Annotated in this window: 22 protein-coding genes and 2 pseudogenes; 9 read left to right on the top strand and 15 right to left on the bottom strand. The window is 67.6% G+C overall.

Going from position 1 to position 23,316, the window contains the following annotated elements; translation table 11 throughout:
• The 8 genes from RTU05_RS02235 to guaB form a co-directional block, all read right to left on the bottom strand.
• The gene (locus RTU05_RS02235) at positions 1 to 2,046 is read right to left on the bottom strand and encodes a cation transporting ATPase C-terminal domain-containing protein (RefSeq protein ID WP_312595335.1); all 2,046 of its coding nucleotides are present in this window, start codon (positions 2,044 to 2,046) and stop codon (positions 1 to 3) included.
• Positions 2,047 to 2,269: 223 nt separating this feature from the next.
• Positions 2,270 to 2,809 carry a hypothetical protein gene (locus tag RTU05_RS02230; protein ID WP_312595333.1) on the bottom strand — a complete coding sequence of 180 codons (540 nt, stop codon included), beginning with the start codon at positions 2,807 to 2,809 and terminating at the stop codon, positions 2,270 to 2,272.
• Between the two features lie 136 nt (positions 2,810 to 2,945).
• On the bottom strand, positions 2,946 to 4,199 hold the full coding sequence (locus tag RTU05_RS02225) for a tyrosine-type recombinase/integrase (RefSeq protein WP_312595373.1): 1,254 nt from the start codon (positions 4,197 to 4,199) through the stop codon (positions 2,946 to 2,948).
• A gap of 290 nt (positions 4,200 to 4,489) precedes the next feature.
• Positions 4,490 to 6,052 carry a glutamine-hydrolyzing GMP synthase gene (gene guaA, locus RTU05_RS02220; RefSeq protein ID WP_312595331.1) on the bottom strand — a complete coding sequence of 521 codons (1,563 nt, stop codon included), beginning with the start codon at positions 6,050 to 6,052 and terminating at the stop codon, positions 4,490 to 4,492.
• Entirely contained in the window at positions 6,049 to 6,534 is a 486-nt protein-coding gene (locus RTU05_RS02215; RefSeq protein WP_312595329.1) for a 5'-methylthioadenosine/S-adenosylhomocysteine nucleosidase, read from the bottom strand. Before RTU05_RS02215 ends, guaA begins: the two co-directional genes overlap by 4 nt.
• A 219-nt stretch (positions 6,535 to 6,753) precedes the next feature.
• Positions 6,754 to 8,163: an RsmB/NOP family class I SAM-dependent RNA methyltransferase gene (locus RTU05_RS02210; protein WP_312595327.1), complete on the bottom strand. Its 1,410-nt coding sequence runs from the start codon at positions 8,161 to 8,163 to the stop codon at positions 6,754 to 6,756.
• Between the two features lies 1 nt (position 8,164).
• Positions 8,165 to 8,566: an MAPEG family protein gene (locus RTU05_RS02205; protein WP_312595325.1), complete on the bottom strand. Its 402-nt coding sequence runs from the start codon at positions 8,564 to 8,566 to the stop codon at positions 8,165 to 8,167.
• 4 nt (positions 8,567 to 8,570) lie between these two features.
• A complete protein-coding gene (gene guaB / locus RTU05_RS02200) occupies positions 8,571 to 10,028 on the bottom strand; it encodes an IMP dehydrogenase (protein ID WP_312595323.1) in 1,458 nt (485 codons plus the stop codon).
• Positions 10,029 to 10,156: 128 nt separating this feature from the next.
• Here guaB and RTU05_RS02195 point away from each other — a divergent pair, with 128 nt between their 5' ends.
• Positions 10,157 to 10,699, top strand: coding sequence for a DUF2061 domain-containing protein (locus tag RTU05_RS02195; protein WP_312595322.1), 543 nt, complete (start codon positions 10,157 to 10,159; stop codon positions 10,697 to 10,699).
• 4 nt (positions 10,700 to 10,703) lie between these two features.
• Here the strand turns inward: RTU05_RS02195 and RTU05_RS02190 are convergent, their stop codons facing one another.
• The gene (locus tag RTU05_RS02190) at positions 10,704 to 11,414 is read right to left on the bottom strand and encodes an RlmE family RNA methyltransferase (protein WP_312595321.1); all 711 of its coding nucleotides are present in this window, start codon (positions 11,412 to 11,414) and stop codon (positions 10,704 to 10,706) included.
• A gap of 72 nt (positions 11,415 to 11,486) precedes the next feature.
• Here RTU05_RS02190 and RTU05_RS02185 point away from each other — a divergent pair, with 72 nt between their 5' ends.
• The 3 genes and pseudogenes from RTU05_RS02185 to RTU05_RS18255 all read left to right on the top strand — a co-directional run.
• Positions 11,487 to 11,948 (top strand): peptidylprolyl isomerase, encoded by a 462-nt coding sequence (locus tag RTU05_RS02185; protein WP_312595319.1) that lies wholly within the window; start codon positions 11,487 to 11,489, stop codon positions 11,946 to 11,948.
• A 73-nt stretch (positions 11,949 to 12,021) separates the two neighbouring features.
• Positions 12,022 to 13,119, top strand: a complete 1,098-nt coding sequence (locus RTU05_RS02180; RefSeq protein WP_312595317.1) for a glycosyltransferase — start codon at positions 12,022 to 12,024, stop codon at positions 13,117 to 13,119.
• 118 nt (positions 13,120 to 13,237) lie between these two features.
• Positions 13,238 to 14,011, top strand: a pseudogene (locus RTU05_RS18255) (glycosyltransferase family 4 protein); the annotation flags it as partial.
• Between the two features lie 129 nt (positions 14,012 to 14,140).
• Here RTU05_RS18255 and RTU05_RS02170 read toward each other — a convergent pair.
• Positions 14,141 to 14,554 (bottom strand): DUF2177 family protein, encoded by a 414-nt coding sequence (locus RTU05_RS02170; RefSeq protein WP_312595313.1) that lies wholly within the window; start codon positions 14,552 to 14,554, stop codon positions 14,141 to 14,143.
• A 10-nt stretch (positions 14,555 to 14,564) separates the two neighbouring features.
• On the bottom strand, positions 14,565 to 15,590 hold the full coding sequence (locus tag RTU05_RS02165; protein WP_312595311.1) for a cyclopropane-fatty-acyl-phospholipid synthase family protein: 1,026 nt from the start codon (positions 15,588 to 15,590) through the stop codon (positions 14,565 to 14,567).
• A gap of 338 nt (positions 15,591 to 15,928) precedes the next feature.
• On the opposite strand from RTU05_RS02165, the gene RTU05_RS02160 reads away from it, so the two are divergent.
• Positions 15,929 to 16,654 carry a CoA transferase subunit A gene (locus RTU05_RS02160; RefSeq protein ID WP_312595309.1) on the top strand — a complete coding sequence of 242 codons (726 nt, stop codon included), beginning with the start codon at positions 15,929 to 15,931 and terminating at the stop codon, positions 16,652 to 16,654.
• Positions 16,655 to 16,656: 2 nt separating this feature from the next.
• A complete protein-coding gene (locus tag RTU05_RS02155) occupies positions 16,657 to 17,307 on the top strand; it encodes a 3-oxoacid CoA-transferase subunit B (RefSeq protein WP_312595307.1) in 651 nt (216 codons plus the stop codon).
• Between the two features lie 13 nt (positions 17,308 to 17,320).
• Here the strand turns inward: RTU05_RS02155 and RTU05_RS02150 are convergent, their stop codons facing one another.
• Entirely contained in the window at positions 17,321 to 18,160 is an 840-nt protein-coding gene (locus RTU05_RS02150) for a hypothetical protein (protein ID WP_312595305.1), read from the bottom strand.
• Between the two features lie 28 nt (positions 18,161 to 18,188).
• Here RTU05_RS02150 and trmFO point away from each other — a divergent pair, with 28 nt between their 5' ends.
• Positions 18,189 to 19,586, top strand: coding sequence for a methylenetetrahydrofolate--tRNA-(uracil(54)-C(5))-methyltransferase (FADH(2)-oxidizing) TrmFO (trmFO, locus tag RTU05_RS02145; RefSeq protein ID WP_312595303.1), 1,398 nt, complete (start codon positions 18,189 to 18,191; stop codon positions 19,584 to 19,586).
• A 15-nt stretch (positions 19,587 to 19,601) separates the two neighbouring features.
• Here trmFO and RTU05_RS02140 read toward each other — a convergent pair whose 3' ends face one another.
• Positions 19,602 to 20,807 (bottom strand): MFS transporter, encoded by a 1,206-nt coding sequence (locus tag RTU05_RS02140; protein WP_312595301.1) that lies wholly within the window; start codon positions 20,805 to 20,807, stop codon positions 19,602 to 19,604.
• Positions 20,808 to 20,871: 64 nt separating this feature from the next.
• Here RTU05_RS02140 and RTU05_RS02135 point away from each other — a divergent pair, with 64 nt between their 5' ends.
• Entirely contained in the window at positions 20,872 to 21,363 is a 492-nt protein-coding gene (locus RTU05_RS02135) for a MarR family transcriptional regulator (protein ID WP_312595299.1), read from the top strand.
• 1 nt (position 21,364) lies between these two features.
• Here the strand turns inward: RTU05_RS02135 and RTU05_RS02130 are convergent, their stop codons facing one another.
• Together RTU05_RS02130 and RTU05_RS02125 are read right to left on the bottom strand one after the other, a co-directional pair.
• Positions 21,365 to 22,012: a squalene/phytoene synthase family protein gene (locus tag RTU05_RS02130; RefSeq protein ID WP_312595297.1), complete on the bottom strand. Its 648-nt coding sequence runs from the start codon at positions 22,010 to 22,012 to the stop codon at positions 21,365 to 21,367.
• A 2-nt stretch (positions 22,013 to 22,014) separates the two neighbouring features.
• Positions 22,015 to 22,956, bottom strand: a complete 942-nt coding sequence (locus RTU05_RS02125) for a polyprenyl synthetase family protein (protein WP_409411585.1) — start codon at positions 22,954 to 22,956, stop codon at positions 22,015 to 22,017.
• Positions 22,957 to 23,181: 225 nt separating this feature from the next.
• On the opposite strand from RTU05_RS02125, the pseudogene RTU05_RS02120 reads away from it, so the two are divergent.
• Positions 23,182 to 23,316: pseudogene (locus RTU05_RS02120) on the top strand (methyltransferase); the annotation flags it as partial.

The following is a 23,316-nucleotide window of genomic DNA, read 5'->3' as shown; positions in this document are numbered from 1 at the left end:
CTACGCCGCCGCCAGAGACGGACCGCCGTCCCGGTAAGCAAGAGGCATCCGCTGAAGCTGTCCGGGTTCGAGCCAGTAGCGCGCGTCACCGACATAGGCCGCCATCGCCTCTCCAGTCCTGACGACGATGGAGAGGCTCTGACCGACGGCGTCGATGGCGACCTCAAGCGCGCGCCCCCGCCATTGGAGAGGGATATGCATAGTCGTCCAGTCCGGCGGAAGCTGAGGGCGCAGCCTGATCCCGTCTTCCGTGAAGGAAACACCGGCAAACCCCATGACCGTCGTCATCCACACCCCCCCGAGCGCGGCCATGTGAAGTCCCCCGCCGATCGCCGCCTTGGCGTCGCTGAGGTCAATCGCGGATGTCCGCCGGAAATAGTCAAGCGCCTGACGGGTCCGGCCGAGGCGGGCGGCGGCCAGACCGTGCATTGCAGTGCTGAGCGAGCTGCCATGGCTGCACCGCGGCGCATACCAGGCGAAGTTCGCGGCATCTGCACCATCCGGGAAGGCTTCCGGCAGAAGAACAAGGAGCGCCACGACATCCGCCTGTTTGATGATTTGGGAGGCTGCGGTGCGGTCGCGACCGAGCACGACGTCTATCGGGACGGAGCGTCCTTCATAAGCCTGCAGGTCGATGTCTTCGAGGTTGGAGTAGCCTTCGAACTGTTCGAACAGGCCCGTGTCAGCGTTGAAACCGGTCGAGAGGGCTTCAGCGGCGGCCGGCCAGCTCGCGAACTCGGTATCGGTCAGGCCCAAATCCATCGAAAGCGCGGCCCACCGGTCCGGCCAGTGCTGCCGCAGCAAGTTCGCCACCTCGACGCCGCGCTCGATGTTCCAGCGCGCCATGACGTTCGTGAACGCATTGTCGTCGATGCTCTCATGATATTCGTCCGGGCCGATCACCTCTCGGATGTGCCGGCGCCCGTCTTCTTCGGGGACCGCGCGGCTGACCCAGAACCGAGCGGTCTCCAGCAGGATTTCCGCGCCAGCGTTCAGCAGGAAGGCTTCATCGCGGGTCAGGGTCCAGTACTGCCAGACGGCATAGGCCACATCCGCGCTGATATGCTGTTCCTGGGAACCGCAGAGGATGTCGAACACCTGCCGATCGGGCGCCACGGCCTGGTCCGGCGTGACATCGGCGCCTGTGTCCGCCGATTCCCACGCATAGAGCGCACCGCGCCATCCGAGGCGCGCGGCCTTTTCGCGTGCGCCGTCCAGCGTGTGGAAGCGGTACATCAGCAGCGCGCGCGCCGCCTCGGGCCAGGTGAGGCAATAGAAGGGCAGCAGGAAGATCTCGGTGTCCCAGAAGACGTGGCCCGCATAGTCCTCGCCTGTCAGTCCGCGCGCCGCGACAGAGACGAATTCATTGTCCGGATTGACCGCGCCGTTCAGGTGATAGGCGGCGAATCGCAGCGCCTGTTGCGCCGCCGGGTCGCCCTCGATCTGGACATCACTGGCGCGCCAGAAGATGCGGCGATGGGGGTCGAACAAGGGCACGCCAGAAGACGCGGAGTCCGTGAGCGCCAGCACCATGTTCGCCATGGCGAGGGCGACGAACGCCGCCGCCCGCGCTTGGGTCTCGGGGATCTGTTGCAGGGCCCAGAGATAGAAGCTCAGCACGCCGAAGAGGATCACGAGCCCCTGAAGGACGCCGAACGCGATCTGCCTCGGCCCAAACAGAGCGGCGTCGACCTTGCGCGGCGGTTTGCGCATGGCGTCCTTCTCGCTCGGCTCGGCCTCAAAGACGAGCGAGCAGACCGGGTCGATGACCAGTTCGAGGAAGATGGGGTGGGCTGGGAAGAGCATGGGAGGCGCGCCGAGCAGGATTGGAAGGAGCGCCAGGCCCGCCAGCGGGACATGGACGGCCACGATGAAGGTCAACGCCTTGCGCAGATTGGCGAAAATCCGCCGGCCAAGCCTGATGCCGCCCACAATCGAGCCGAAGCTGTCGTCAAGCAGGACGATGTCGGCCGCTTCGCGCGCGACGTCGGTGCCCCGCCGGCCCATGGCGATTCCGATAGATTCAGAAAGCGGCGAGCGGGTCATAGCTTGCTTCAGCCGGGGATGGTTGAGCCCCGGACGACGGGACCGGGGCATCCATGGCCGATAATTGATTTCTTCACCCCCGGGGCTTATATGTCCTCCCGAGGCCAGATCGGTTGAAACAGCCTCACCCGCCTCTTCGGAGGTCCACGCGTGAGCGAGATAGGGATTTCGGTCCCGGAAGCGGCTACCGAGTGACTTCTGATAAGGGCGCCTCCGGGCGCCCTTATCTTTTCCGGTGAAACTTCAGCTTCTCGCCCTTCAGCGTCTTGTCGATCAGCACGGCGAAGCGAACCTTGCTCATGTGGGCGATGGCGAGCGCCTGCGACGGTTCAGGGCTGTAGGCGCTTTCCACGAAGAGCTTGAGATCGATGCCGGCATCGGCGCCGCGCTTGACCCGGAAGAAAACCCTGTAGTCCCCTGCTCCGCCGTCGTTGCGCACACCGATACGCAGGAAGTTCGCCTCCGGGGTCTGATAGACATGCGCGGTCGGCAGACCTTTCAGGATGTGCGGCAGCGCCTGCGACAGCCCGTAGCGGATGGGGCAGAAGACGCGCCGCCTCGGGCCGTCCCAGACCGTGACCGCAGTTTCGTTGTGCTGGGCGGCGTCGAAGGTTTCACTGAAGCAGTGGTTGCTGAACCGGACATCGATCTTCACGCCGTTCGGACGCGACTGGGTGGCCATCTCCAGCACGAAGGGCTCGAGATGGTCGAACGCGAGCGTCTGCCCCGCGACTTCCAGCGGCGGAAAATACGGCCCGGCCATGGCCTACAGTCCAAGCAGGTCCGGCGACCGCTTGCGCAGTCTCGGCCGCACCGCCGCGCGCTTGGTGGCGGCAGCCTTATCCCGCGCGTCGATCATGTCCTTGTCCCTGCATTTTCTGCTGGCATCCCGACGCATTTCAGAATTTCGGATCAAAACGCGGTGCGCTGACCTCTGACACGGTCAGAACCGGCGTGTAGGCGCGGCCCGCTTCCCAGGCGTCCACGGCGTTCGACCATTCCTGCGCCATGTGGCGGCGCTGGGTCTCGAACTCCGCCTTGTTGTAGACGCCTCGCGAAGATCGCTCTTCGTGAGCGAGCCCTTTCTCGATCCAGTCCGAGTTGAAGCCCATCTCGTGCAGCAGGGTCGAGGCCGTCCGCCGCAGGTCGTGCACGGTGAAGGGCTCGAGCGGAAGGTTACCCTTTCCGGCCCTTTCAGCGATTGCACTGGTGACGCGGTTGAAGGTCGCCCGCGACATCGGCGCATCGGCGTCATAGCGCGACGGCAGGATGTATTTCGAGTTCCCGGCGCAGGTCTTCAGGGCGACCAGGATGTCGAGCATTTGGGTGGAGAGATAGACGTTGTGGGGGCGTGAGCGCTTCATGCGTGCGGCCGGGATCGACCAGACCGCATTCTCAAAATCCACCTCGGTCCAAACCCCGTCCTGAAGTTCGCTCTTCCGAACCATGCTGAGGAGGATGAACTTCAAGCCGAGCCTGATGGTCGGCAGGGTCGCCACCTCACCCAGGAGCATCAGCATGATCCGGATTTCGGCTGGGGTGAGTGACCGATCGCGCGGCCGGAAGGTGGCGATCGAAGCCGGACCCACGTCATCCGCAGGGTTGTCGATCTTCTCGCCGTGGAGGATCGCCCAGCCATAAATCTGTTTGACGATATCCCGGACATGGATCGCCGTGGCGGGTGCCCCGCGATCCACAATCGCCTTGCAGTGGGCTCGGAGGTCGTCGGGCGTGATCTCGCTCAGCAGGCGGTTCTTCCACTTCGGAAGGATGTCCCGATTGAAAATCGCCCGGCGCATGTCGCGGGTGCTGTCCGCCATCGGCGCGCGGTCCATCCAGCCCTGGGCGACCTGTGCGAAATCGTGAGCTTCCTTCAGGCGACGTTTGGCGCGCTGCTTTTCAACGGCGGGCGACACCCCGTCCGCGATCGCCTTCTTCACCTCGATAAGCCGCTCGCGGGCTTGGGCCAGCGTCAGTCCGGCCCGACCGTAACGCCCGAGCGTCAAGGTCTCTCGACGGCCGTTGAAGCGATAGTCGTAGCGGAATGAGATTACGCCGCCCGTCGAGACATAGACGTACATGCCGTCCCTGTCGGTACTCTTGTAAGCCCTTGCTTTCGGACGCAAATTCTTCAGTGCGGTGTCGGTAAGCACGGTATAATCGCCTCTGTCCGTCGATCCTCGAATTCGGTCACGCCGAGACGGTTTTTTCCTAGTTATCTCAACGACTTGCTGGGAATGAATACCGTCAGGGCGTGGCCCGATGTCAGGACGGTATGAGCCCGAGTCCGCTAGATCAATGCAGCGGCGTACCGTCGGGCAGTCCGACAAAACGAAAAAAGACCCTCCAAATGGCTCCGAAGGGTCTCGACAGAATTCACAATGTTGTCAGGCCTTTAGAGGCCGCTTCGGAAGCGATACCGAATGCTACCGAAGGGTCGGGACTATTCCCACTCGATGGTCCCCGGCGGCTTGGACGTCACGTCGTAGACCACGCGGTTCACGCCGCGGACTTCGTTGATGATGCGCGTCGCCGTCCTGGCCAGGACGTCCCAGGGGAATTGGTAGAAGTCGGCGGTCATGCCGTCGGTGGAGGTGACGGCGCGCAGGGCCAGGACCTTTTCGTAAGTGCGGGCGTCGCCCATGACGCCGACGGTCTTGACCGGCAAGAGGACGGCGAACGCCTGCCAGATGTCGTCGTAGAGGCCGGCCTTGCGGATTTCGTCCAGATAGATGGCGTCGGCGTCTTGCAGTGTGGCGACGGCGTCCGGTGTGATCTCGCCGGGGATGCGGATGGCCAGCCCCGGTCCGGGGAACGGGTGGCGGCCCACGAAGGCGTCGGTCAGGCCCAGTTCGCGGCCCAGCGCCCGAACCTCGTCCTTGAACAGTTCGCGCAAGGGTTCGACCAGCTTCAGCTTCATATAGTCGGGCAGGCCGCCGACATTGTGGTGGCTCTTGATGACGTGGGCCTTGCCGCTGGACGAGGAGACGCTCTCGATCACGTCGGGATAGAGGGTGCCCTGGGCCAGGAATTCGGCGCGCTCGATCTTGGCGGACTCGCGGTCGAACACCTCGATGAACAGGCGGCCGATGGTCTTGCGCTTGGTCTCCGGGTCCGAAATCCCGGCCAGCTCGCCCAAGAATTCCTTCGATGCATCAACATGCACCAGCGGGATGTTGTAGTGCTCTCGGAACAGGGTCGTGACCTGGCTCGCCTCGTCCTTGCGTAGCAGGCCGGTGTCGACGAAGACGCAGGTCAGCTGGTCGCCGATGGCCTCGTGGATCAGCACGGCGGCGACCGAGGAGTCCACCCCGCCCGACAGACCGCAGATCACCTTGGCGTCGCCGACCTGTTCGCGGATCTGGGCGATCTTCTCGTCGCGATAGGCGGCCATGGTCCAGTCGCCCTTCAGGCCCGCGATGCGGTGGGTGAAGTTCTTCAGCATCTGGTGGCCGCGCGGAGTGTGCATCACCTCCGGGTGGAACTGCACGCCATAGAAGCGGCGGGTCTCGTCGGCGATCACCGCATAGGGCGAACCGTCCGAAGAGGCGACGACGTCGAAACCTTCGGGGATGGCGACGATCTTGTCGCCATGGCTCATCCAGACGGTTTCTTCCTCGCCGACCGGGGCCAGTTCCGCCAACAGGGGCGAGGCCTTTTCGACCGTGATCTCGGCGCGGCCGAACTCGCGGGTGTGGCCGCCCTCGACCTTGCCGCCCAGCTGTTCGCACATCGTCATCTCGCCGTAGCAGATGCCCAACACCGGAACGCCCGCCTCGAACACGCCCTGCGGCGCGCGGGGGCTGCCTTCCTCGTGAACGCTTTCCGGCCCGCCCGACAGAATGATGGCCGCCGGGTTCATGGCGGCCAGGGCGGCCTCGGCCTTCTGGAAGGGGTGGATTTCGCAATAGACGCTGGCCTCGCGCAGGCGGCGGGCGATCAGTTGCGTCACCTGGCTGCCGAAATCGACGATGAGGACCTTTTGGTGGTCTTGCGGCGTGGTCATGGCGTGATCGAATCCGGGGCGGGAAGTTGCGCGGGGTCTTGGCCGGGTAGGGCCAAAAGTTCAAGGGCGGCGAGGCCATCGGCCTCAAGCACGCCAATCAGCCGATCGAGGGCGATCGCCAGATTCTGATCGACGTGATCCAGGGTGGAGGTCCAGTCCTCCAACGCCTTCAGCTCGGCGCGGCCGTCCGATACGCCGCGCAGGGCGATCAACGGCAGGCCGAACGTCTGGGCGGCGCGGACCAGGGCCCAGGTCTCCATGTCCACCATCTCGGCGTCGATGGCGTCATAGGCGGGGCCGGACACGACATTGCCGCCGGTCGACAGGCGCGCGACCGGCACGCCGGGGATGGGGCATGGCAGGGGCAGGACCGCAGGCTGGTCCAGCAGAGGCGTCACGCCCTTGGGAAAGCCCAGCGGGCTGGCGTCCATATCGCGATAGGCGACGGACGAGGCCTGATAGACGACGGCGTGCTCCAGCACCCGCGATCCGCACGACCCCCAGCGACACGATCAGGTCCGGCAGGTCCCCCGTCGCCTCCAGCCGCGCCAGAGCCGTGCCCAACACCACCGCCGCCTCGACGGGTCCGATGCCGGTCATCAGGGGCTGGATGCGGGCGCGCAGGTCTTCGCCGTATTCGGCCGGGGCCGCCATGACGCACAGGACCGAGACGTCGCCGTATCGTTCCTGGCGCCCCGTCCTCACGCGGTGCGCTCGTAAACGGCGGCGAAGAAGCCGTCGGTGTCGGCGGATGCCGGCGACAAACGCAGACGCGCGCCGGACGCCAGTTCGGCGAACTTCGCGCGGGCCGCGTTGGTCAAGTATCCTCCCCCGTTCACGGGGGAAGGGGACCGCGAAGCGGTGGAGGGGGCGGACGCCTCCCCGGCGCCGGAACTGTGGCCGCCCCCTCCACCACGCTGCGCGTGGTCCCCCTCCCCCGCTTCGCTGGGGAGGATCGGAACGGGCGTGAAGTCGGGATGAGTGGCCTCGAAGGCGTCCACGCTGGCCTCGTTCTCGCGCGCCAGCATCGAGCAGGTCACATAGACCAGTCGTCCGCCCGGCTTCACCAGCTTGGCCGCCTGCCCCAGGATGCGGACCTGCAGGCCGTGCAGCTTCTCGACCTCTTCCGCCGTCAGACGCCAGGCGTCCTCCGGGCGGCGACGCCAGGTGCCGGAACCCGAACAGGGCGCATCGACGAACACCAGATCGGCCTGACCGTTCAGGTCTTCCAGACCGCCGCCGTTCTGACCGATCAGGACCAGATCCGCCTCCACGCCTGCGCGTTGCAGACGCGGGCGGATGTTCTCCAGACGCTTGTTCACGACATCAGACGCGACCAGCTTGCCCTGTGCGGACATGGCCTGCGCCAGACCCAGGGTCTTGCCGCCGCCGCCCGCGCAATAGTCCACCACCGTCGAACCCGGTTCGGCGCCCGCCAGCCAGCAGACGACCTGACTGCCTTCGTCCTGAATCTCGAACTTTCCGGCCTTGAAGCCTTCCAGCGCCTGGATGTTGGGCGGCGGCTCGGACGGCACACGCAAGCCCCACTCGGACCAGGGCGTGCGAGCCACGTCCAGACCGGCTTCGCGCAGTTCGCTCTCGACCTCTTGCACCGTCGCGACCGCGCCGTTGACGCGCAGGTCGATGGGCGCGCGGGGCGCCATCAGGGCGTGGGCTTCCTCGGCCCAGCGCTCGCCGAAGACCGCCTTGAAATCCTCGACCACGAACTCGGGCAGGCCGGCGACGACCCAGCCGGGCAGTTCGCCCTGCCCGGCCGTGATGCGGCTGCGCTCCTGTTTGGACAGCGGACGCGGGCCATAGCCGTCGCCCGAATGCAGGGCCTCGATCTCTTCCAGAGGCAGGCCGTCGATGGCGTGCAGCGAGCCGATCACCAGGGCGCGGCCATCCTCGCGCCCGCCCATGATCCACGACAGGCGGCCGCGCGCACGCAGCACCTTATAGACCCGGTCGGCGATGGCGCGACGATCCTTGGACCCGGCGTAGCGGTTGGCGCCGCCCCAGGCCTTCAGGACGGCCTCGGCCGGTTGGCGGCCCTGGGCGATGGAGTCCAGGATGGAGGCGGCGGCGGCGAGACGGGCGGCTGGGGTCAATTCAGGCTTTCAGGAAAAACAGGGACGCCAGCACCATGACCAGTCCCGCAAGCGAGACCAACCAGACCAGCGACCGAACATAGGGAACGCCAAGGGCGTAGAGCGGCACATAGACGACGCGCGCCCAGAAATAGAGCGCCGTCCCCCACAGGGTCAGGGGGCTATCCGCCCCGATCACATGGGCGATCAGCACGGCGCCGATGAACAGCGGCAGGGTCTCATACAGATTGGCCTGGGCGCGTTCCAGACGGCCCGTCAGCGGCTTCTTCGCCACCGGCGTCGTGTCGCGCGCGCCCGCATTCCATTTCGAACCGAACTCGACCGTCCGCGCCCCTGCCGGCAGGAAGACCTGCACCAGCGCCAGGATCAGCGTCAAGGCCAGATAGGTCAGTTCGGTCGTCATGGCCTCAACCCTGTCTGTAGTTCGGCGCCTCGCGCGTGATCATCACGTCGTGGACATGGCTTTCCCGCAGGCCCGCGCCGGTGATGCGCACGAAGCGCGCACGGTCCTGGAAGTCGGTGATCGTGCCCGCCCCGACATAGCCCATGGAGGCGCGAAGCCCGCCGACCAGTTGGTGCAGCACCGGCGCGATCGGCCCCTTGTAGGCGGTCTGGCCCTCGATGCCCTCGGGCACCAGCTTCTCGGACGAGACTTCCTTCTGGAAGTATCGGTCGGCCGAGCCGCGCGCCATCGCCCCGACCGAACCCATGCCGCGGTACGACTTGTAGCTGCGCCCCTGATACAGGAAGACCTCGCCGGGGCTTTCGTCGGTGCCGGCGAACATCGAGCCCATCATGGCCACATTGGCGCCGGCCGCGATGGCCTTGGCCAGGTCGCCGGAATATTTGATGCCGCCGTCGGCGATGACCGAGGCGCCCGTGCCCCGCGCGGCGCGCGCCGCATCCATCACCGCCGTCAGCTGCGGCACGCCCACGCCCGCCACGATGCGGGTGGTGCAGATGCTGCCCGGACCGATGCCCACCTTCACCGCATCGGCGCCCGCGTCGATCAGGGCGCGCGTCGCGTCATAGGTGGCCACGTTTCCGGCGATGACCTGCAAACGGTTCGACTCGCGCTTGATCCGCTCGACGACCTGGGCGACCGAGGCCGAATGGCCGTGGGCGGTGTCGATCACCACCACGTCCACGCCCGCCTCCGCCAACGCCATGGCCCGCTCGTAACCGGCGTCGCCGACAGTGGAGGCGGCGCCCACCAGCAGGCGCCCCTGCTCGTCCTTGGCGGCGTTGGGGAAGGCCTGGGCCTTCTCGATGTCCTTCATGGTGATCAGGCCCACGGCGCGATAATCCTCGTCCACCACGATGACCCGCTCGATCTTGCGGGTCCGCAGCAGTTCGCGCGCCTCTTCACGGCTGGCGCCCTCGCGCACCGTGATCAGGTCGCCCGTGGTCATCAGCGAGGCGGCCGTGACGTTCAGGTCGCTCTCGAACCGCATGTCGCGGTGGGTCAGCATCCCGACCAGTTTGCCGGTCGCCGGATCGACGACGGGGAAGCCGGTGATCTTCTTGGCCTCGACGATCTGGCGCACCTCGCCCAGCGTCGTCTGGGGGCCGACCGTCACCGGATTGACCACCATCCCGCTCTCATAGCGTTTGACGGCGCGGACCTGATCGGCCTGCTCCTCGATGGTCATGTTGCGGTGCAGAACGCCCAGGCCGCCCGACTGGGCCATGGCGATGGCCAGGCGGCTTTCCGTCACCGTGTCCATGGCGGACGACAGCAGCGGGATGTTCAGTCTGATGTCGCGCGTCAGCTGGGTCGAGACATCGACCATCGCCGGCATGAACTCGGACGGGCCGGGTTCCAGCAAAACATCGTCGAAGGTCAGTCCTTCGCGTATCTCCATAGGGGAGTCTCCGTTTTGCGGGCCGCGTATAACGGGATGCGGGGGGGCGGGGCAAGGGCCTTGCCGCTTATGGGCGCGATAGATTTTATTGCTTTGCAACCGTAACGGCGGCTCACCATTCTGATCGCATGGTCGGCGTCATCCTCAGCACCGCGCGAAAACTGGCGATGAAGATCGCCAGCTATGGGCTGATGCATCTGGTGGTGGCCATCTTGACCGCCTTCGTCATCACCGGCGACTGGCGCATCGCCCTGGCGGTCGGGGTTGTCGAGCCGATCTTCCAGACCATCGCCTATTCCATCCACGACCGCGTCTGGCACCGCATCGAACGCCGTCGCCTGGCCTCGGGTCTGGAAGAGGCGACCGAGGCCGTCGCCGCCCGTCTGGACGTCATGTCGCCGGACGAACAGGCGCGCGTCCACGATCATGCGGGCCACAGCCACGCCCTGCCCCGCTCGTTCCGGCAGATCGCGATGAAGACGCTGACCTACGGCGTCATGCATTTCACCGTGGCCGTCACAGTCGCCTTCGCCCTGACCCACGACATCCGCACGGCCCTGGCCATCGGCATGATCGAGCCGCTGGTGCAGACGGTCTTCTTCACCCTGCACGACCGTATCTGGTCCCGGATCGAAGCCCGACGCGCCCGCCAGCAGGTCGCGGCCGCCTAAAGTCTCAGCGCTTGTTCAGCGCCACCAGAAACACCTCGGCGCTGTCCTTACGGCTGGACGCCGGCTTGACGTATTTCACCGTCTCGAACTCCTCGCGCAGCCGCGCCAGAACCCCGCCGGCGTCGCCGCCCTGGAAGTTCTTGGACACGAAATTTCCGCCCGGCCTCAGGGTGCGGATGGCGAAATCGGCGGCGATCTCGATCAGGGCGATGATCTTCAGGTGGTCCGTCTGGCGGTGACCCACGGTGTTGTGCGCCATGTCCGACAGCACCAGATCAGGCGCTCCGCCGACCGCGTCCAGCAGTTGCTGATCCACGCCCGGATGGGTGAAGTCGGCCTGGAGGATCGTCGCGCCGGGCACGGGCTCGATCATCAGCAGGTCCACCCCCGCCACCGCCGCCGCGCCGCGATCGACCGCGACCTGCAGCCAGCCGCCCGGCGCCGCGCCCAGGTCGATGACCCGCGACCCGCGCTTGATCAGCCGGAACTTGTCGTCGATCTCGATCAGCTTGAAGGCCGCGCGCGAACGCCAGCCTTCCGCCCGCGCCCGCTCCGACCATTTGTCCGACAATTGGCGCTTGATCCATTGCTGGCTCGACATCGACTTGGTGTCGGCCGTCTTCATCTTCGTGCCCATGCCGCGTCCGGCGGCGGTCCCGCCCGTGGGGGGACGCACCATCCGTCTGCGCTCTTGGGGCTTTTCGTCTTCGCTCATCGTTCCCACATAGCCCCGACCGACGTTGCGGGCTATGTCCCGCCCCAAATCAACCGCAAGAGGACGACCGACATGGCCGACACCCTGACCTTCACCCTGGACACCGGCGACGGCGAAGCCCGCGACGTGGTCATCAAGCTGCGCCCCGACCTGGCCCCCGGCCATGTCGCCCGCATCACCGAACTGGCTTCGGAAGGCTTCTATGACGGCGTGGTCTTCCACCGCGTGATTCCGGGCTTCATGGCCCAGGGCGGCGACCCCACCGGCACCGGCACCTCCGGCTCGACCAAGCCGAACCTGAAGCAGGAGTTCTCGGCCGAGCCGCACGTGCGCGGCGTCTGCTCGATGGCCCGCACCTCCGATCCCAACAGCGCCAACTCGCAGTTCTTCATCTGCTTCGACGACGCCACCTTCCTGGATCGCCAGTACACCGTCTGGGGTCAGGTCGAATCGGGCATGCAACACATCGACGCCCTGCCCAAGGGCGAGCCGCCGCGCAGCCCCGGCAAGATCGTCAAGGCGACGGTCAACTAAGAATACAATCTTGACGTTTTCCGACGATGGCTTGCAGTTGCGAAACTGATCCATCGTTCGGGGGACGGCTGGTGTGCGTATTCTCCAGGTCATCGAGCCGTCAGGCGGCGGCTCGGGACGCCACGTCGTCGATATGAGCGCCGCCCTGATCGACGACGGCCATTCGGTCGCCCTGGCCTATTCGCCCCTGCGCGCCGAACCGGGTTTCGAGGCTGGGATCGCGACCGTGCCCTTCACCGCCGTCGAACAACTGCCCTTGCGCCGCGCGGTCGGTCCCTGGGATGTTTCAGCGCTCAAGGCCCTGAACCGGTTGATCGCCCAACGGGGTCCGTTCGAAATCCTGCATGGCCACAGCGCCAAGGCCGGGGCCTTGGTGCGTCTGGCCCACGCGCCCGGCGCCGCCAGGATATACACGCCTCATGCCCTGCCGATGATGGGCGACGCAGGCTTGGCCAGGGTCGTGGCCGGCGCGGTGGAATGGACGCTGGCCCGCGCATCGACCGACGCCGTCATCGCCGTCTCGACTGAGGAGGCCGCCGTCGCTCGTCGATGGGGCCTGCCGAAGGACCGCCTGCGCGTCGTGCCGAACGGTCTGGCCGCCCCGCCCCGGCCCGACCGCGCCGCCGCCCGCCGGATCATGGGCGCACCGGACGACGCCCTGATCGTCGGTTTCGTCGGCCGCCTTTGTCGCCAGAAGGACCCGCTGCGCTTCGCCAAAGCAGCGCGATTGGCCCAACAGTGCAACCCCCGCCTTCTCGGCGTCATGATCGGACAGGGCGATCTGGCGGCCGCCGTGGCGAGCAAGGGCGGCGCGGCCGTGCGCCTGCTGGGCCAGGCGGATGCGCGCGAAATGATGGCGGGCTTCGATCTGTTCGCCCTGACCAGCCGCTACGAGGCCGACGCCTACGCCCTGATCGAGGCCGCCGCCCTGGGCCTGCCCATCGTCGCGACCGAGGTGGGCGGAACCGGCCGTCTGATGGCGGCCGGCGCGCGGATCGACCGTCTGCCCGTCGATGCGCCCGCCGAAGACCTGGCCCAGGCGATGCTGGCCGCCCTGGCCCGCCCGCCCAGGCTCTGCGCGGGGGCGACCCTGCCTTCGGCCGCGCAGATGGCGGCGCAGACAGCGGACATCTATCGCCGAGCCTTCCAGGGGCGCCGTCTGGGTGGCTGACCCCATACTGATAAACGGGCGGTTCCTGAGCCAGCCCCTCGGCGGCGTACAGCGCTACGCCCGCGAGATCGTTCGCGCCCTGGACCGCCTGCCAGACGCCCGCCTTCGCTACCGGCTGATGGTCCCCGATGGCGCCGATGTCCTGGCCCAGGACCGGATTCCCACGTCCCGCCTGTCCGGTCCCGGCGGCCATCTGTGGGAGCAGGTTCGCCTGGCGGATGCGGCGCGCAGCCATCGTCTGCTGTCCCTGTGCGGGGCCGGGCCGGTCGGGCATTCGCGTCAGTTGGTGGTGATCCACGACGCCGCCGTCTTCCGTCGCCCCGACATGTTCAGAGCCCGCTACGCCCTGGCGCATCGGATTCTGGATCGACGGCTGGCCAAACGGGCGCGACTGGCCACCGTGTCGCGGTTTTCACAGCGTGAACTGGCGGCCGTGCTGAACCTGGCGCCCGACGCCATCGCCGTGGCGCCGAACAGCGCCGATCATCTTCGGGACATCTCGCCGGACACGGAAATCCTGCGGGCGCTGGACCTGCCCGGACGACGCTACTTCATCGCCGTCGGCAATCTTGCGCCGAACAAGAACCTCGCCGTCGCGGCCCGCGCCCTGGCCCATCTTCCCGATCCAGACCTGCGGCTGGTGCTGGTCGGCGCGCATCTGACCGGCGTGACCAGGGCGTCGCTTGTGCCCGACGACCCACGCATCGTCCTGGCCGGTCGCCGCACGGACCCTGAGGTCGCCGCCCTCCTGCGCGGCGCGGCGGGGCTGATCTTCCCCAGCCTGTACGAAGGCTTCGGCATCCCGCCGCTGGAGGCCATGGTTCAGGGCTGCCCCGTGATCGCCTCCGACATCCCGGGGACCAGGGAGGTCTGCGCCGACGCCGCCCTCTATTTCGACCCGACCGACGACTTCGCCCTGGCCGACCGGATGCGGACGCTGCTGAACGCCCCGGCCCCTCAACCCTGGCGCGACACCACACACGCAAGGTGTAGGCCTGCAAGAGCGGGGCCGGTCTTGAGTTCAGCCGAACCGGCCCTCGGCCCAGCGCGCGGCGAAATAGCCGCCGGTCGCCGAGGTCGCGGTCAGCACCGTGCCCCACATCAGGTCCACCACCGTCAGCCTGGTCTGCCACGCCGCCAGCGTCGCCTGGTTGGTCAGGTCATAGGTCGCATAGGCCACGAACCCCAGCACCGCCCCGCTCAACGCCGCCCGCGTCCAGTTGCCGTCCTTCAGCGCGGGCGCGATGGCCAGAAAGACGGTCCCGGCGATGGAGATCAGATAGAACAGCACCGCCGCCTTCATGTCCGGCTTGTCCGCCATGATCGGCCCCAGCACGGGCCGATACAGCCGCTCTGTCATGGTGGTCAGCCAGACGAAGTCGATGGCGGCGAAGGTCAGGCCGGCCCCCAGATAGGCCGCGACATATTTGATCATGCTCGTGTCCTCAAACAGGTTTCAGTCGGTAATGGCTGACCGCCCAGGTCCGCCCTTCGTCGTTGCCGAACAGGCCGGCCGTCGCCAGGTAGAACCGCCGCCAGCGACGGGTCCACAGTCTGGCGTCGTCGCCATAGGTCTGGCGCATCAACACCGCGACCCGCTTGGCGTTCCGATCCATGTTGGCCAGCCAGTCGTTGGCCGTCCGGGCGTAATGACCGCCGTTCCAAGTCCATTCCTGCTCCACCGCGAACAGGTCGGGGAACTGCCGGATCAGGCCGCGGCTGGGCATGACGCCGCCGGTGAAGAAATGCTGGGCGATGAAGTCGTCGCTGTCGGTGTGGTCGAACCGATAAGGGGCTTCGCGGTGGGTGAAGACGTGAATGAACATCCGCCCGTCGGCCTTCAGCCAGCCCCGCGCCTTGGTCAGCAGGGCGCGCCAGTTGGCCATATGTTCGAACATCTCCACCGAGACGATGCGGTCGAACCGCTGATCGGTGTCGAAGGCGTTCATGTCGCGGGTGATGACGGTCAGATTGGTCAGGCCCCGCGCCGCCGCCTGGGCCTCGATATGGCCGCGCTGCCCGTGGCTGTTCGACACCGCCGTGATCTTCGCATTGGGGTATGTCTCCGCCATCCACAGCGACAGCGATCCCCAGCCGCAGCCCATCTCCAGGATCGTCTGACCGTCCATCAGATCGGCATGGGCGCAGGTCTCGGTCAGCGCCGCCGCCTCGGCCTGATCCAGGGTTTCCGCGCCGGTCGGATACAGGCAGCAGGAATATTTCAGCCGCTGGCCCAGGCACAGCTGAAAGAACTCGGGCGGCAGTTCGTAATGCTGCTGGTTCGCCGCATCCGTATGCTCTGCGATGGCGCGCTGAGCCATGTCGCGGGCGAACGCCGCCTCGTCGTGCGGACCGTCGCGATCCAGCCGCTTCCTGGCCTCCGTCACCAGGCTGTCGATCGCCGGACGGGTGATGAAATCGGGAAAGGGCGCGTCCTGAAGCTGGCGAATGGCGACATTGGTCAGGGTCATCGGGCGTCCTTGGCGATCAGGCGAAGCTTGCAGGTCTCAGGGAATACGCCGCCTCGCCTCCAGCGGATGCATCCGCCCTTGCACACGGCGCCCCCGATGCCGACATCCGGTCCGAAGCGGCGCGATTTCGGACGAAGTGCACACTTTGCACCCTGTCTTTTTCAGACGCCGATGCGGGGGAGTTCTGGACGAAGTGCACCAATTGCACCCTGTTTTTCGCAAGGGGTGCGTCTGAAAATCGCGACGCCCGATCCACGCCGCGACTTGCCCCTCGCCCGCCCCCGCGTTAGGCGTGGTCAACAGCCGATATTCACCAGATGATGAAAAAAGGGAGAGCGATGGGAAAGATCTACGCTGACGTCACGTCCGCGCTTGAGGGACTGACCTTCGACGGCATGACGGTCATGTCCGGCGGCTTCGGCCTGTGCGGCATCCCCGAGAACCTGATCGCCGCCCTGCGCGACAGCGGCGTCAAGGGCCTGACGGTCATCTCCAACAACGCCGGCGTCGACGGCTTCGGCCTGGGCCAACTCCTGGGCACCCGCCAGATCGCCAAGATGATCAGTTCCTACGTCGGCGAGAACAAGGAGTTCGAGCGCCAGTATCTCGCCGGCGAGCTGGAGCTTGAGTTCAACCCCCAGGGCACCCTGGCCGAGCGCATCCGCGCCGGCGGCGCAGGCATTCCCGCCTTCTTCACCGCCACCGGCGTCGGCACCCTGGTCGCCGAGGGCAAGGAGGTCCGCAACTTCGACGGCCGCGACTATGTGATGGAAACCGGCCTGGTCGCCGACCTTTCCATCGTCAAGGCGTGGAAGGCCGACGAGCGCGGCAACCTGGTGTTCCGCAAGACCGCCCGCAACTTCAACCCGATGATGGCCACGGCCGGCAAGGTCACGGTCGTCGAGGTGGAGGAGATCGTCCCCGTCGGCTCGCTGGATCCCGACCACATCCACACCCCGGGCGTCTATGTCGACCGCCTGGTCCAGACCGTGTCCGAAAAGCGCATCGAACAGCGCACCGTCCGTCAACGTGTCGCCGGCGCCGCCGCCGGATCGGAGGTCTGATCATGCCCCGCACCCGCGAACAACTCGCCGAACGCGCCGCCCGGGAACTGCAGGACGGCTTCTATGTGAACCTGGGCATCGGCATCCCGACCCTGGTCGCCAACTACATCCCCGCCGGCATGACCGTGACCCTTCAGTCCGAGAACGGCATGCTGGGCATGGGCCCCTTCCCCTATGAGGGCGACGAGGACCCCGACCTGATCAACGCCGGGAAACAGACGATCACCGAGATCCCAGAGTCGTCCTACTTCAGCAGCGCCGACAGCTTCGCCATGATCCGCGGCGGCCACATCAACCTGTCGATCCTGGGCGCGATGGAGGTGGCCCAGAACGGCGACATCGCCAACTGGATGATCCCCGGCAAGCTGGTGAAGGGCATGGGCGGCGCCATGGACCTGGTTGCGGGCGTCAAGCGCGTGGTCGTGGTCATGGAACACGCCAACAAGCACGGCCAGTCCAAAGTGCTGAAATCCTGCACCCTTCCCCTGACCGGCACCGGCGTCGTCAGCCGCATCGTCACCGACCTGGCCACCTTCGACGTCAAGCCTGACGGCGCCGGTCTGGAACTGATCGAACTGGCCGACGGCGTCACCCTGGACGAGGTCGCCGCCAAGACCGAGGCCGCCTATACGGTCGCGGCCGGCCTCGCCTGATCGAACGGCCGCCTCAGGCTCGGTCCTGGGGCGGCGTCCAGCCGTCCAGCCTGCGATAGGCGGCGCCGACGAAGGCCATCGTCAGCGGCGCCTGGATGGCGGTCAGCACCACGACGAACACGACCCAGCCCGCCATGCCGGACAGCAGGCCCGCGCCCCACAGCAGCACCAGGCCGATCTTGGGCGCGCCGGTCACGATCAGACCGGCCAGCAAAGACCAGAAGGCCCCGCGCGCAATGGTCATGCTGTTCAGCGACATCATGTGGCCGCGCCCGACCGTCGCCGGAGCGAACAGCGACAGCCGCACGCTGAAGGCCACGACTGCGAACAGGGCGAAGGCCGTCACCAACGCCAGAAGCCCCAGCTTCCAGACCGGCCCGACCGCGCCCCACCGGCGCATCTGGATGGCCTGGGCGTTCAGCTCGGCCATGCCGAACACCGCCAGCAGGACCAGGGCGACGACCGACAGGATCATGGCCATGAACACCGCGCACAGCAGGCCCGCGCCCAGCAGCCGCAACTCCGGCCGCCCGAACTGAAGCCCTGCCGGCCCCAGGCCCAGCCCGCGCGCCTGCACCGGGTCGTCGGTGATGGATAGCCGCGCCAATGCGCCGACCAGCGCCAGCGTCGCGGCCAGAGCGAACAGCGCCCAGACCAGCTCCGTCGCGCCCGCCGCCAGCGGCTGGACGCCCCAGAACCCGGCCGCCAGCAGGATCGCGCCCCAGGCCCCGCGCCACAGCCGAGGCAGGGCCGATCCCGCCGCCGACAACGTCTCGCCCAGTCGCAGAATCCGCCGTCCGTCCAACACCCGCCCCCGATTGCCGGGGGCGGATATAGCAGGGGACCATGACACCGCGCCAGCCAATGGCTAGAAGGCCGCGATGACCGCTTCCTCTCCCTCCCCCTCGCCCATCCATGTCATCGGCGGCGGCCTGGCCGGTTCCGAGGCCGCCTGGCAGATCGCCCAGGCCGGCGTGCCCGTCATCCTGCATGAGATGCGCGGCGTTCCGGGCGTCAAGACCGACGCCCACCACACCGACGGCCTGGCCGAGCTGGTCTGCTCCAACTCCTTCCGGTCCGACGACTGGGAGTTCAATGCGGTCGGCCTGCTGCACGCCGAGATGCGGGCGCTGGATTCGATCATCATGGCCTGTGGCGACGCCCATCAGGTGCCGGCCGGCGGCGCCCTGGCCGTGGACCGCGAAGGATTTTCCGCCGCCGTGACCGCCAGGCTTGAGGCCCATCCGCTGGTCACCATCGTCCGCGAGGAGATCGCCGGCCTGCCGCCAGAGGACTGGGACAACGTCATCGTGGCCACCGGCCCCCTGACCTCGCCCGCCCTGGCCGAGGCCATCCTGAAGGCGACCGGCGAGGAGTCCCTCAGCTTCTTCGACGCCATCGCCCCCATCGTCCATGCCGACAGCATCGACTTCGACATCGCCTGGCGTCAGTCGCGCTACGATAAGGAAGGCCCCGGCGGGGACGCCGCCGCCTATGTCAACTGCCCGATGGACAAGGCCCAGTACGACGCCTTCATCGACGCCCTGCTGAACGGCCCCAAGGCCGAGTTCAAGGACTGGGAGAACGTGCCCTATTTCGACGGCTGCCTGCCCATCGAGGTCATGGCCGAGCGCGGCCGCGAAACCCTGCGCCACGGCCCGATGAAGCCGGTCGGCCTGACCAACCCGCGCGACCCGACGGTCAAGCCGCACGCCATCGTCCAACTTCGTCAGGACAATGCGCTGGGCACCCTGTTCAACCTGGTCGGCTTCCAGACCAAGCTGAAGCATGGGGCGCAGGCCGAGACCTTCCGCATGATCCCGGGGCTTCAGAACGCCCAGTTCGCGCGCCTGGGCGGCCTGCACCGCAACACCTACCTGAACAGCCCCCAACTGCTGGACAAGCAGCTGCGCCTCAAGGCCATGCCGCGCCTGCGCTTCGCCGGTCAGGTGACGGGGGTGGAAGGCTATGTCGAAAGCGCCTCCATGGGCCTGCTGACCGGCCGCCTCGCCGCCGCGCAGGCGCTGGGTCGCGACCTGTCCGCCCCGCCGCCCGAAACCGCCATCGGCGCCCTGGTCGAACACATCACCGGCGGCCATCTGGAAGGCGCAAAGTTCCAGCCGATGAACATCAACTACGGCCTGCTGCCGCCGCTGGAGGCGCCCAAGGTCGACGAGGACGGCAAGCGCATCCATCCCAAGGAACGCGGTCGCGCCAAGAAGCGGCTGATGAGCATCCGCGCGATGGAAAGCCTGAAAGCCTGGCGCGACGCGGGCTGATCTGGTGGGCCCTGCTCAGCGCAGCTTGGGCAGGCCCGGCCGGAACCCTAGCGTCATCACGCCCAGCAGGACCACGCCGACGCCCATCAGCACCCACGCCTGGGTCAGGTCGGCCATGTGGTCGCGCAACAGGCCGGCGGCCAGCGGCGACAGGCTGGCGATGATGTATCCGCCGCCTTGCACGAAGGCGAGCAGGTCGCCCGACCGTGCGGGATCTTCGATCTGATCCATCGCCAGGATCAGGCTGAGGGGGAAGATGGCCCCGATCCCCAGGCCGAGAACCAGAACGACCGGGACCGCCAGGCTGATCGGCGCGATCACCAGCCCCGCCAGACCCAGCAGGGCCAGCACCAACGCCGTCAGGATCGGTCCGCGTCGATCCGGGAAGCGGCCGATGGTCATCGACACCATCAGGCCCGCCGCGACCTCGGCGCCGGTCATGCCGCTGAGCAGATAGCCGGCCGTGGCCCTGGGTTCGCCCAGGTCGATGTAGAAGGGCGGCAGCCAGGCCAGCACCAGCGTATAGGCTGATGTGCCCAGCCCCATGATCAGGATCAGCCGCCACGCCCGGTCCTGGCGCCAGAAGGGACGTTCCGGGTCCGTGGCCTCGACCAGGGCGGCGCGGTTCGGCTCCTCGGCCGCCGGATCGCGCGACGCCGCCAGCCAGATGATCGCGGCGACGAAGGCCGGCAGGCTCCAGAGCGCCAGCGTCCCGGCCCAGCCGACCGTTTCGGCCAAACCCGCCGCTGTGGCCGCCGCGATCGCCGCGCCGCCCATGATGCCGGTCGTGTATAGCGCCATGACCGTGCCGAACCGGGCCGGAAAGGCCCGTTTGATGACGACCGGCGCCAGGGCCTGGATCAATGCGACGCCGACGCCGACGACCGCCGCGCTGGCGATCAGCCCCGCCGTACCTTTGAGCGTAACCCGCACCAGACAGGCCCCGCCGATCAGCAGCGCGCCCAGCAGGACCCCGCGCCGCTCGCCCAGCCGCCGCCGCAGGGGCCGGATCGACAGAGCGCCCAGACCGATCATCAAAACCGGCAAGGTGGTCAGCAGGCTGGCGGCGGTCGAACCCATGCCCGTCGCCCGTTCGATCAGGTCCAGCAAGGGTCCGACCGCCGCCATCGCCGGACGCAGGTTCAGCGCCAGGGCGACGATGGCCGCCAGCAACAGCAGCGACGCGCCGCGCGTCGGCGTGGCGTTGGATCGTGTGGACATGGAGGACTCCGGCTGAAAATCGCGCTAGTCTCTCGACCTCAAGTATCTCGATGTCAAGATAACCATGCCCGACCGAGCCTCCCGCGCCGCCGCCCAATGGGCCGTGCAACGCCCAGACCTGGATATGCTGCCGATGGAGGTGCTGGGCCGGCTGAACGAGGCGTCCCAACTGGTGATCCGCGAGCGACAGACGCCCCTGTTCGCCCGCCATGGCCTTCAGCATGGAGAGTTCGATGTCATGGCGACGCTGCGTCGCTCGGGAGAGCGCGACGGCCTGACGCCGACCGCCCTGTTCGAGGCGGCGATGATGTCTTCGGGCGGCATGACCGCGCGGATCGACCGGCTGGAGAAGGCGGGCCTGGTCGAGCGCCGCCCGCATCCCGGCGACCGTCGCGCTACGCTGGTCCGGCTGACGGACAAGGGTTTCGCCTTGATCGACGCCATCATGCCCAGTCATCAGGACACGGCGCGAGAGGCGCTCTCCGGTCTGTCGGTCGATGAGCAGAAGACGTTGAACGGCCTGCTGGCGCGCCTGATCGCCGGCCTGAGCGGCTAGGTCAGATGCGGCCGAGCAGCACGGCCCACAGCAGGCGCAGCCGCTTCAACGGCTCGGGCCGATCAGGGTCGGTCAGGGCGGCGTGGGCCACGGCGGGGAAGCCGAGGGGCGGCAAGTGTTTCAGCCCCGCATTGGCCGTGGATCGCAGGGCGGCCGCCTCATGGCCCCGGCCGGTCTGCGTCAGTCCCCGGACACGGCCCGCGTCCGCGACGGCCGCGTCATGCCCCTCGCCCGCCAGGATCCGAACCCCGACCTGCATCGGCCCGACGTAGAAGGCGTCCAGGTCGTGCGGCTCTTCGCGCACGCGCCCGATATGGGCCTCGATCAGGGCGTCGAACGGCGCGCGGTCCAGGCCGTGGCGCGCGACCAGATCGGCCAGGGCCTCCAGCACAGGATGGCCCTTGCGCGGCGCGCCCGCAAAGACGCCGTCCATCTGTTCCGCCCACCAGGTGTAGCGCATCTCGGCCAACAGCGGCTGGGTCACGCGGGTCGGTATGGCCATCAGCTCGGCCTCGAAGGCGTAGAGCGTGATAAGATCGGCGCGCGCGGCGGGCTCCGCGACAAGGCGGCTGGACAGCCAGCGATCCGGATCGGCGTCGCGGACCTGCTGGTCCAGGGTGTCGGCGGGGGCCGGGGCGGCTTGGGTCACGGTCAGGCCGCGCGCGACACCGCGAAATCGGCCAGGTCCTCCAGCGCCGCGCGCCAGTCGCCGGCGGGCAGGACCGACAGGGCGGCCTTGGCGGCGTCGGCGTATTCGCCGGCCAGATCCAGGGTCGCGCCGATGGCGCCCGAGCCGACCACCAGTTCGCGGGCGCGGGCGAAATCCTCGGGCGTGCGTTCGCCCTTGGTCACGGTGCGATCCCAGAAGGCGTCCTCGCGCCCCCTGGTGCGGGCGACCGCCAGCAGCAACGGCAGTGTGGCCTTGCCCTCGTTGAAGTCGTCGCCGGCGTTCTTGCCCAGGGCCTCGGCCGTGGCGCCGTAATCCAGGGCGTCGTCGGCCAGCTGGAAGGCGATGCCCAGCGCCATGCCATAGTCGCGCATCGCCTTGACGGCCTCGGCCGAGGCGCCCGCCCCGACCGCACCCGCCTCGGCGGCGGCGGCGAAGAGTTCGGCGGTCTTGGCCGAGATGATCTGCAGATAGGTGTCCTGATCCAGATTCAGGTCGTGGGCGCGCGTCAGCTGCAGCACCTCGCCCTCGGAGATCACGCGCGACGCCGAGGCCAGAATACCCAGCGCCCGAAGCGAATCCGTCTCGACCATCAGTTCGAAGGCGCGGGCGAACAGGAAATCGCCGACCAGGACGCTGGTGGGCGCGCCCCAGATCAGATGGGCGGCGACCTTGCCGCGACGCAGTTCGGACGCATCGACGATGTCGTCATGCAGCAGGGTGGCGGTGTGGATGAACTCGACGGCGGCGGCCAGCTTCTTGGGCGACAGAATGTCGTCGTCGGCGCCCGCCGCGCGCGCGGCGGCGACGGTCAGCAGGGGACGCAGGCGCTTGCCGCCGGCCGACACCAGATGTTCGGCCAGTTTGGGAATGATCGGCACGTCCGACTGCATCCGATCCAGGATCAGCGCGTCCACGGCGGCCATGTCGCGCTCGGCCAGCCGGACAAGAGCGTTGACGTCGCCCTTGGAGCGGGGAGCGGCGGCGAGAGCGACTTCCAAGAGATACTCTTTCACTGGCGCGGCGAACCGCGTCGAAGGATGGGCGGCCGGTTCGACTTGCCCCGGCGCACTGCGGCGCACAATGATGTTCGCCCCCTTGAGGGTCAAGGAGATTGAGGCTTGGACGCGGTCGAAACGACGCCGCCGCAGATCGTGGAGAACGGCCTGCTGAACGGACGGGTGCGGTTGCGCCAGCCCGCGCGCGGCTATCGCGCCGGCATGGACGCGGCCCTGCTGGCGGCGGCGGTTCCCGCCCTGCCGGGGCAGACGGTGATCGAGGCCGGC

It is taken from the genome of Brevundimonas sp. (genome assembly GCF_032017145.1).
Lineage (GTDB): Bacteria > Pseudomonadota > Alphaproteobacteria > Caulobacterales > Caulobacteraceae > Brevundimonas.
This window is presented reverse-complemented; position numbering and strand designations above follow the sequence as displayed.

Bases quoted from the DNA above. Each gene is read 5' to 3' on its own strand.
- RTU05_RS02235 (WP_312595335.1), bottom strand. From the start codon at position 2,046: ATGACCCGCTCGCCGCTTTCTGAATCTATCGGAATCGCCATGGGCCGG.
- RTU05_RS02230 (WP_312595333.1), bottom strand. From the start codon at position 2,809: ATGGCCGGGCCGTATTTTCCGCCGCTGGAAGTCGCGGGGCAGACGCTC.
- guaA (WP_312595331.1), bottom strand. From the start codon at position 6,052: ATGACCACGCCGCAAGACCACCAAAAGGTCCTCATCGTCGATTTCGGC.
- RTU05_RS02205 (WP_312595325.1), bottom strand. From the start codon at position 8,566: ATGACGACCGAACTGACCTATCTGGCCTTGACGCTGATCCTGGCGCTG.
- guaB (WP_312595323.1), bottom strand. From the start codon at position 10,028: ATGGAGATACGCGAAGGACTGACCTTCGACGATGTTTTGCTGGAACCC.
- RTU05_RS02195 (WP_312595322.1), top strand. From the start codon at position 10,157: ATGGTCGGCGTCATCCTCAGCACCGCGCGAAAACTGGCGATGAAGATC.
- RTU05_RS02190 (WP_312595321.1), bottom strand. From the start codon at position 11,414: ATGAGCGAAGACGAAAAGCCCCAAGAGCGCAGACGGATGGTGCGTCCC.
- RTU05_RS02185 (WP_312595319.1), top strand. From the start codon at position 11,487: ATGGCCGACACCCTGACCTTCACCCTGGACACCGGCGACGGCGAAGCC.
- RTU05_RS02170 (WP_312595313.1), bottom strand. From the start codon at position 14,554: ATGATCAAATATGTCGCGGCCTATCTGGGGGCCGGCCTGACCTTCGCC.
- RTU05_RS02165 (WP_312595311.1), bottom strand. From the start codon at position 15,590: ATGACCCTGACCAATGTCGCCATTCGCCAGCTTCAGGACGCGCCCTTT.
- RTU05_RS02160 (WP_312595309.1), top strand. From the start codon at position 15,929: ATGGGAAAGATCTACGCTGACGTCACGTCCGCGCTTGAGGGACTGACC.
- RTU05_RS02155 (WP_312595307.1), top strand. From the start codon at position 16,657: ATGCCCCGCACCCGCGAACAACTCGCCGAACGCGCCGCCCGGGAACTG.
- trmFO (WP_312595303.1), top strand. From the start codon at position 18,189: ATGACCGCTTCCTCTCCCTCCCCCTCGCCCATCCATGTCATCGGCGGC.
- RTU05_RS02140 (WP_312595301.1), bottom strand. From the start codon at position 20,807: ATGTCCACACGATCCAACGCCACGCCGACGCGCGGCGCGTCGCTGCTG.
- RTU05_RS02135 (WP_312595299.1), top strand. From the start codon at position 20,872: ATGCCCGACCGAGCCTCCCGCGCCGCCGCCCAATGGGCCGTGCAACGC.
- RTU05_RS02125 (WP_409411585.1), bottom strand. From the start codon at position 22,956: ATGGCCGCCGTGGACGCGCTGATCCTGGATCGGATGCAGTCGGACGTG.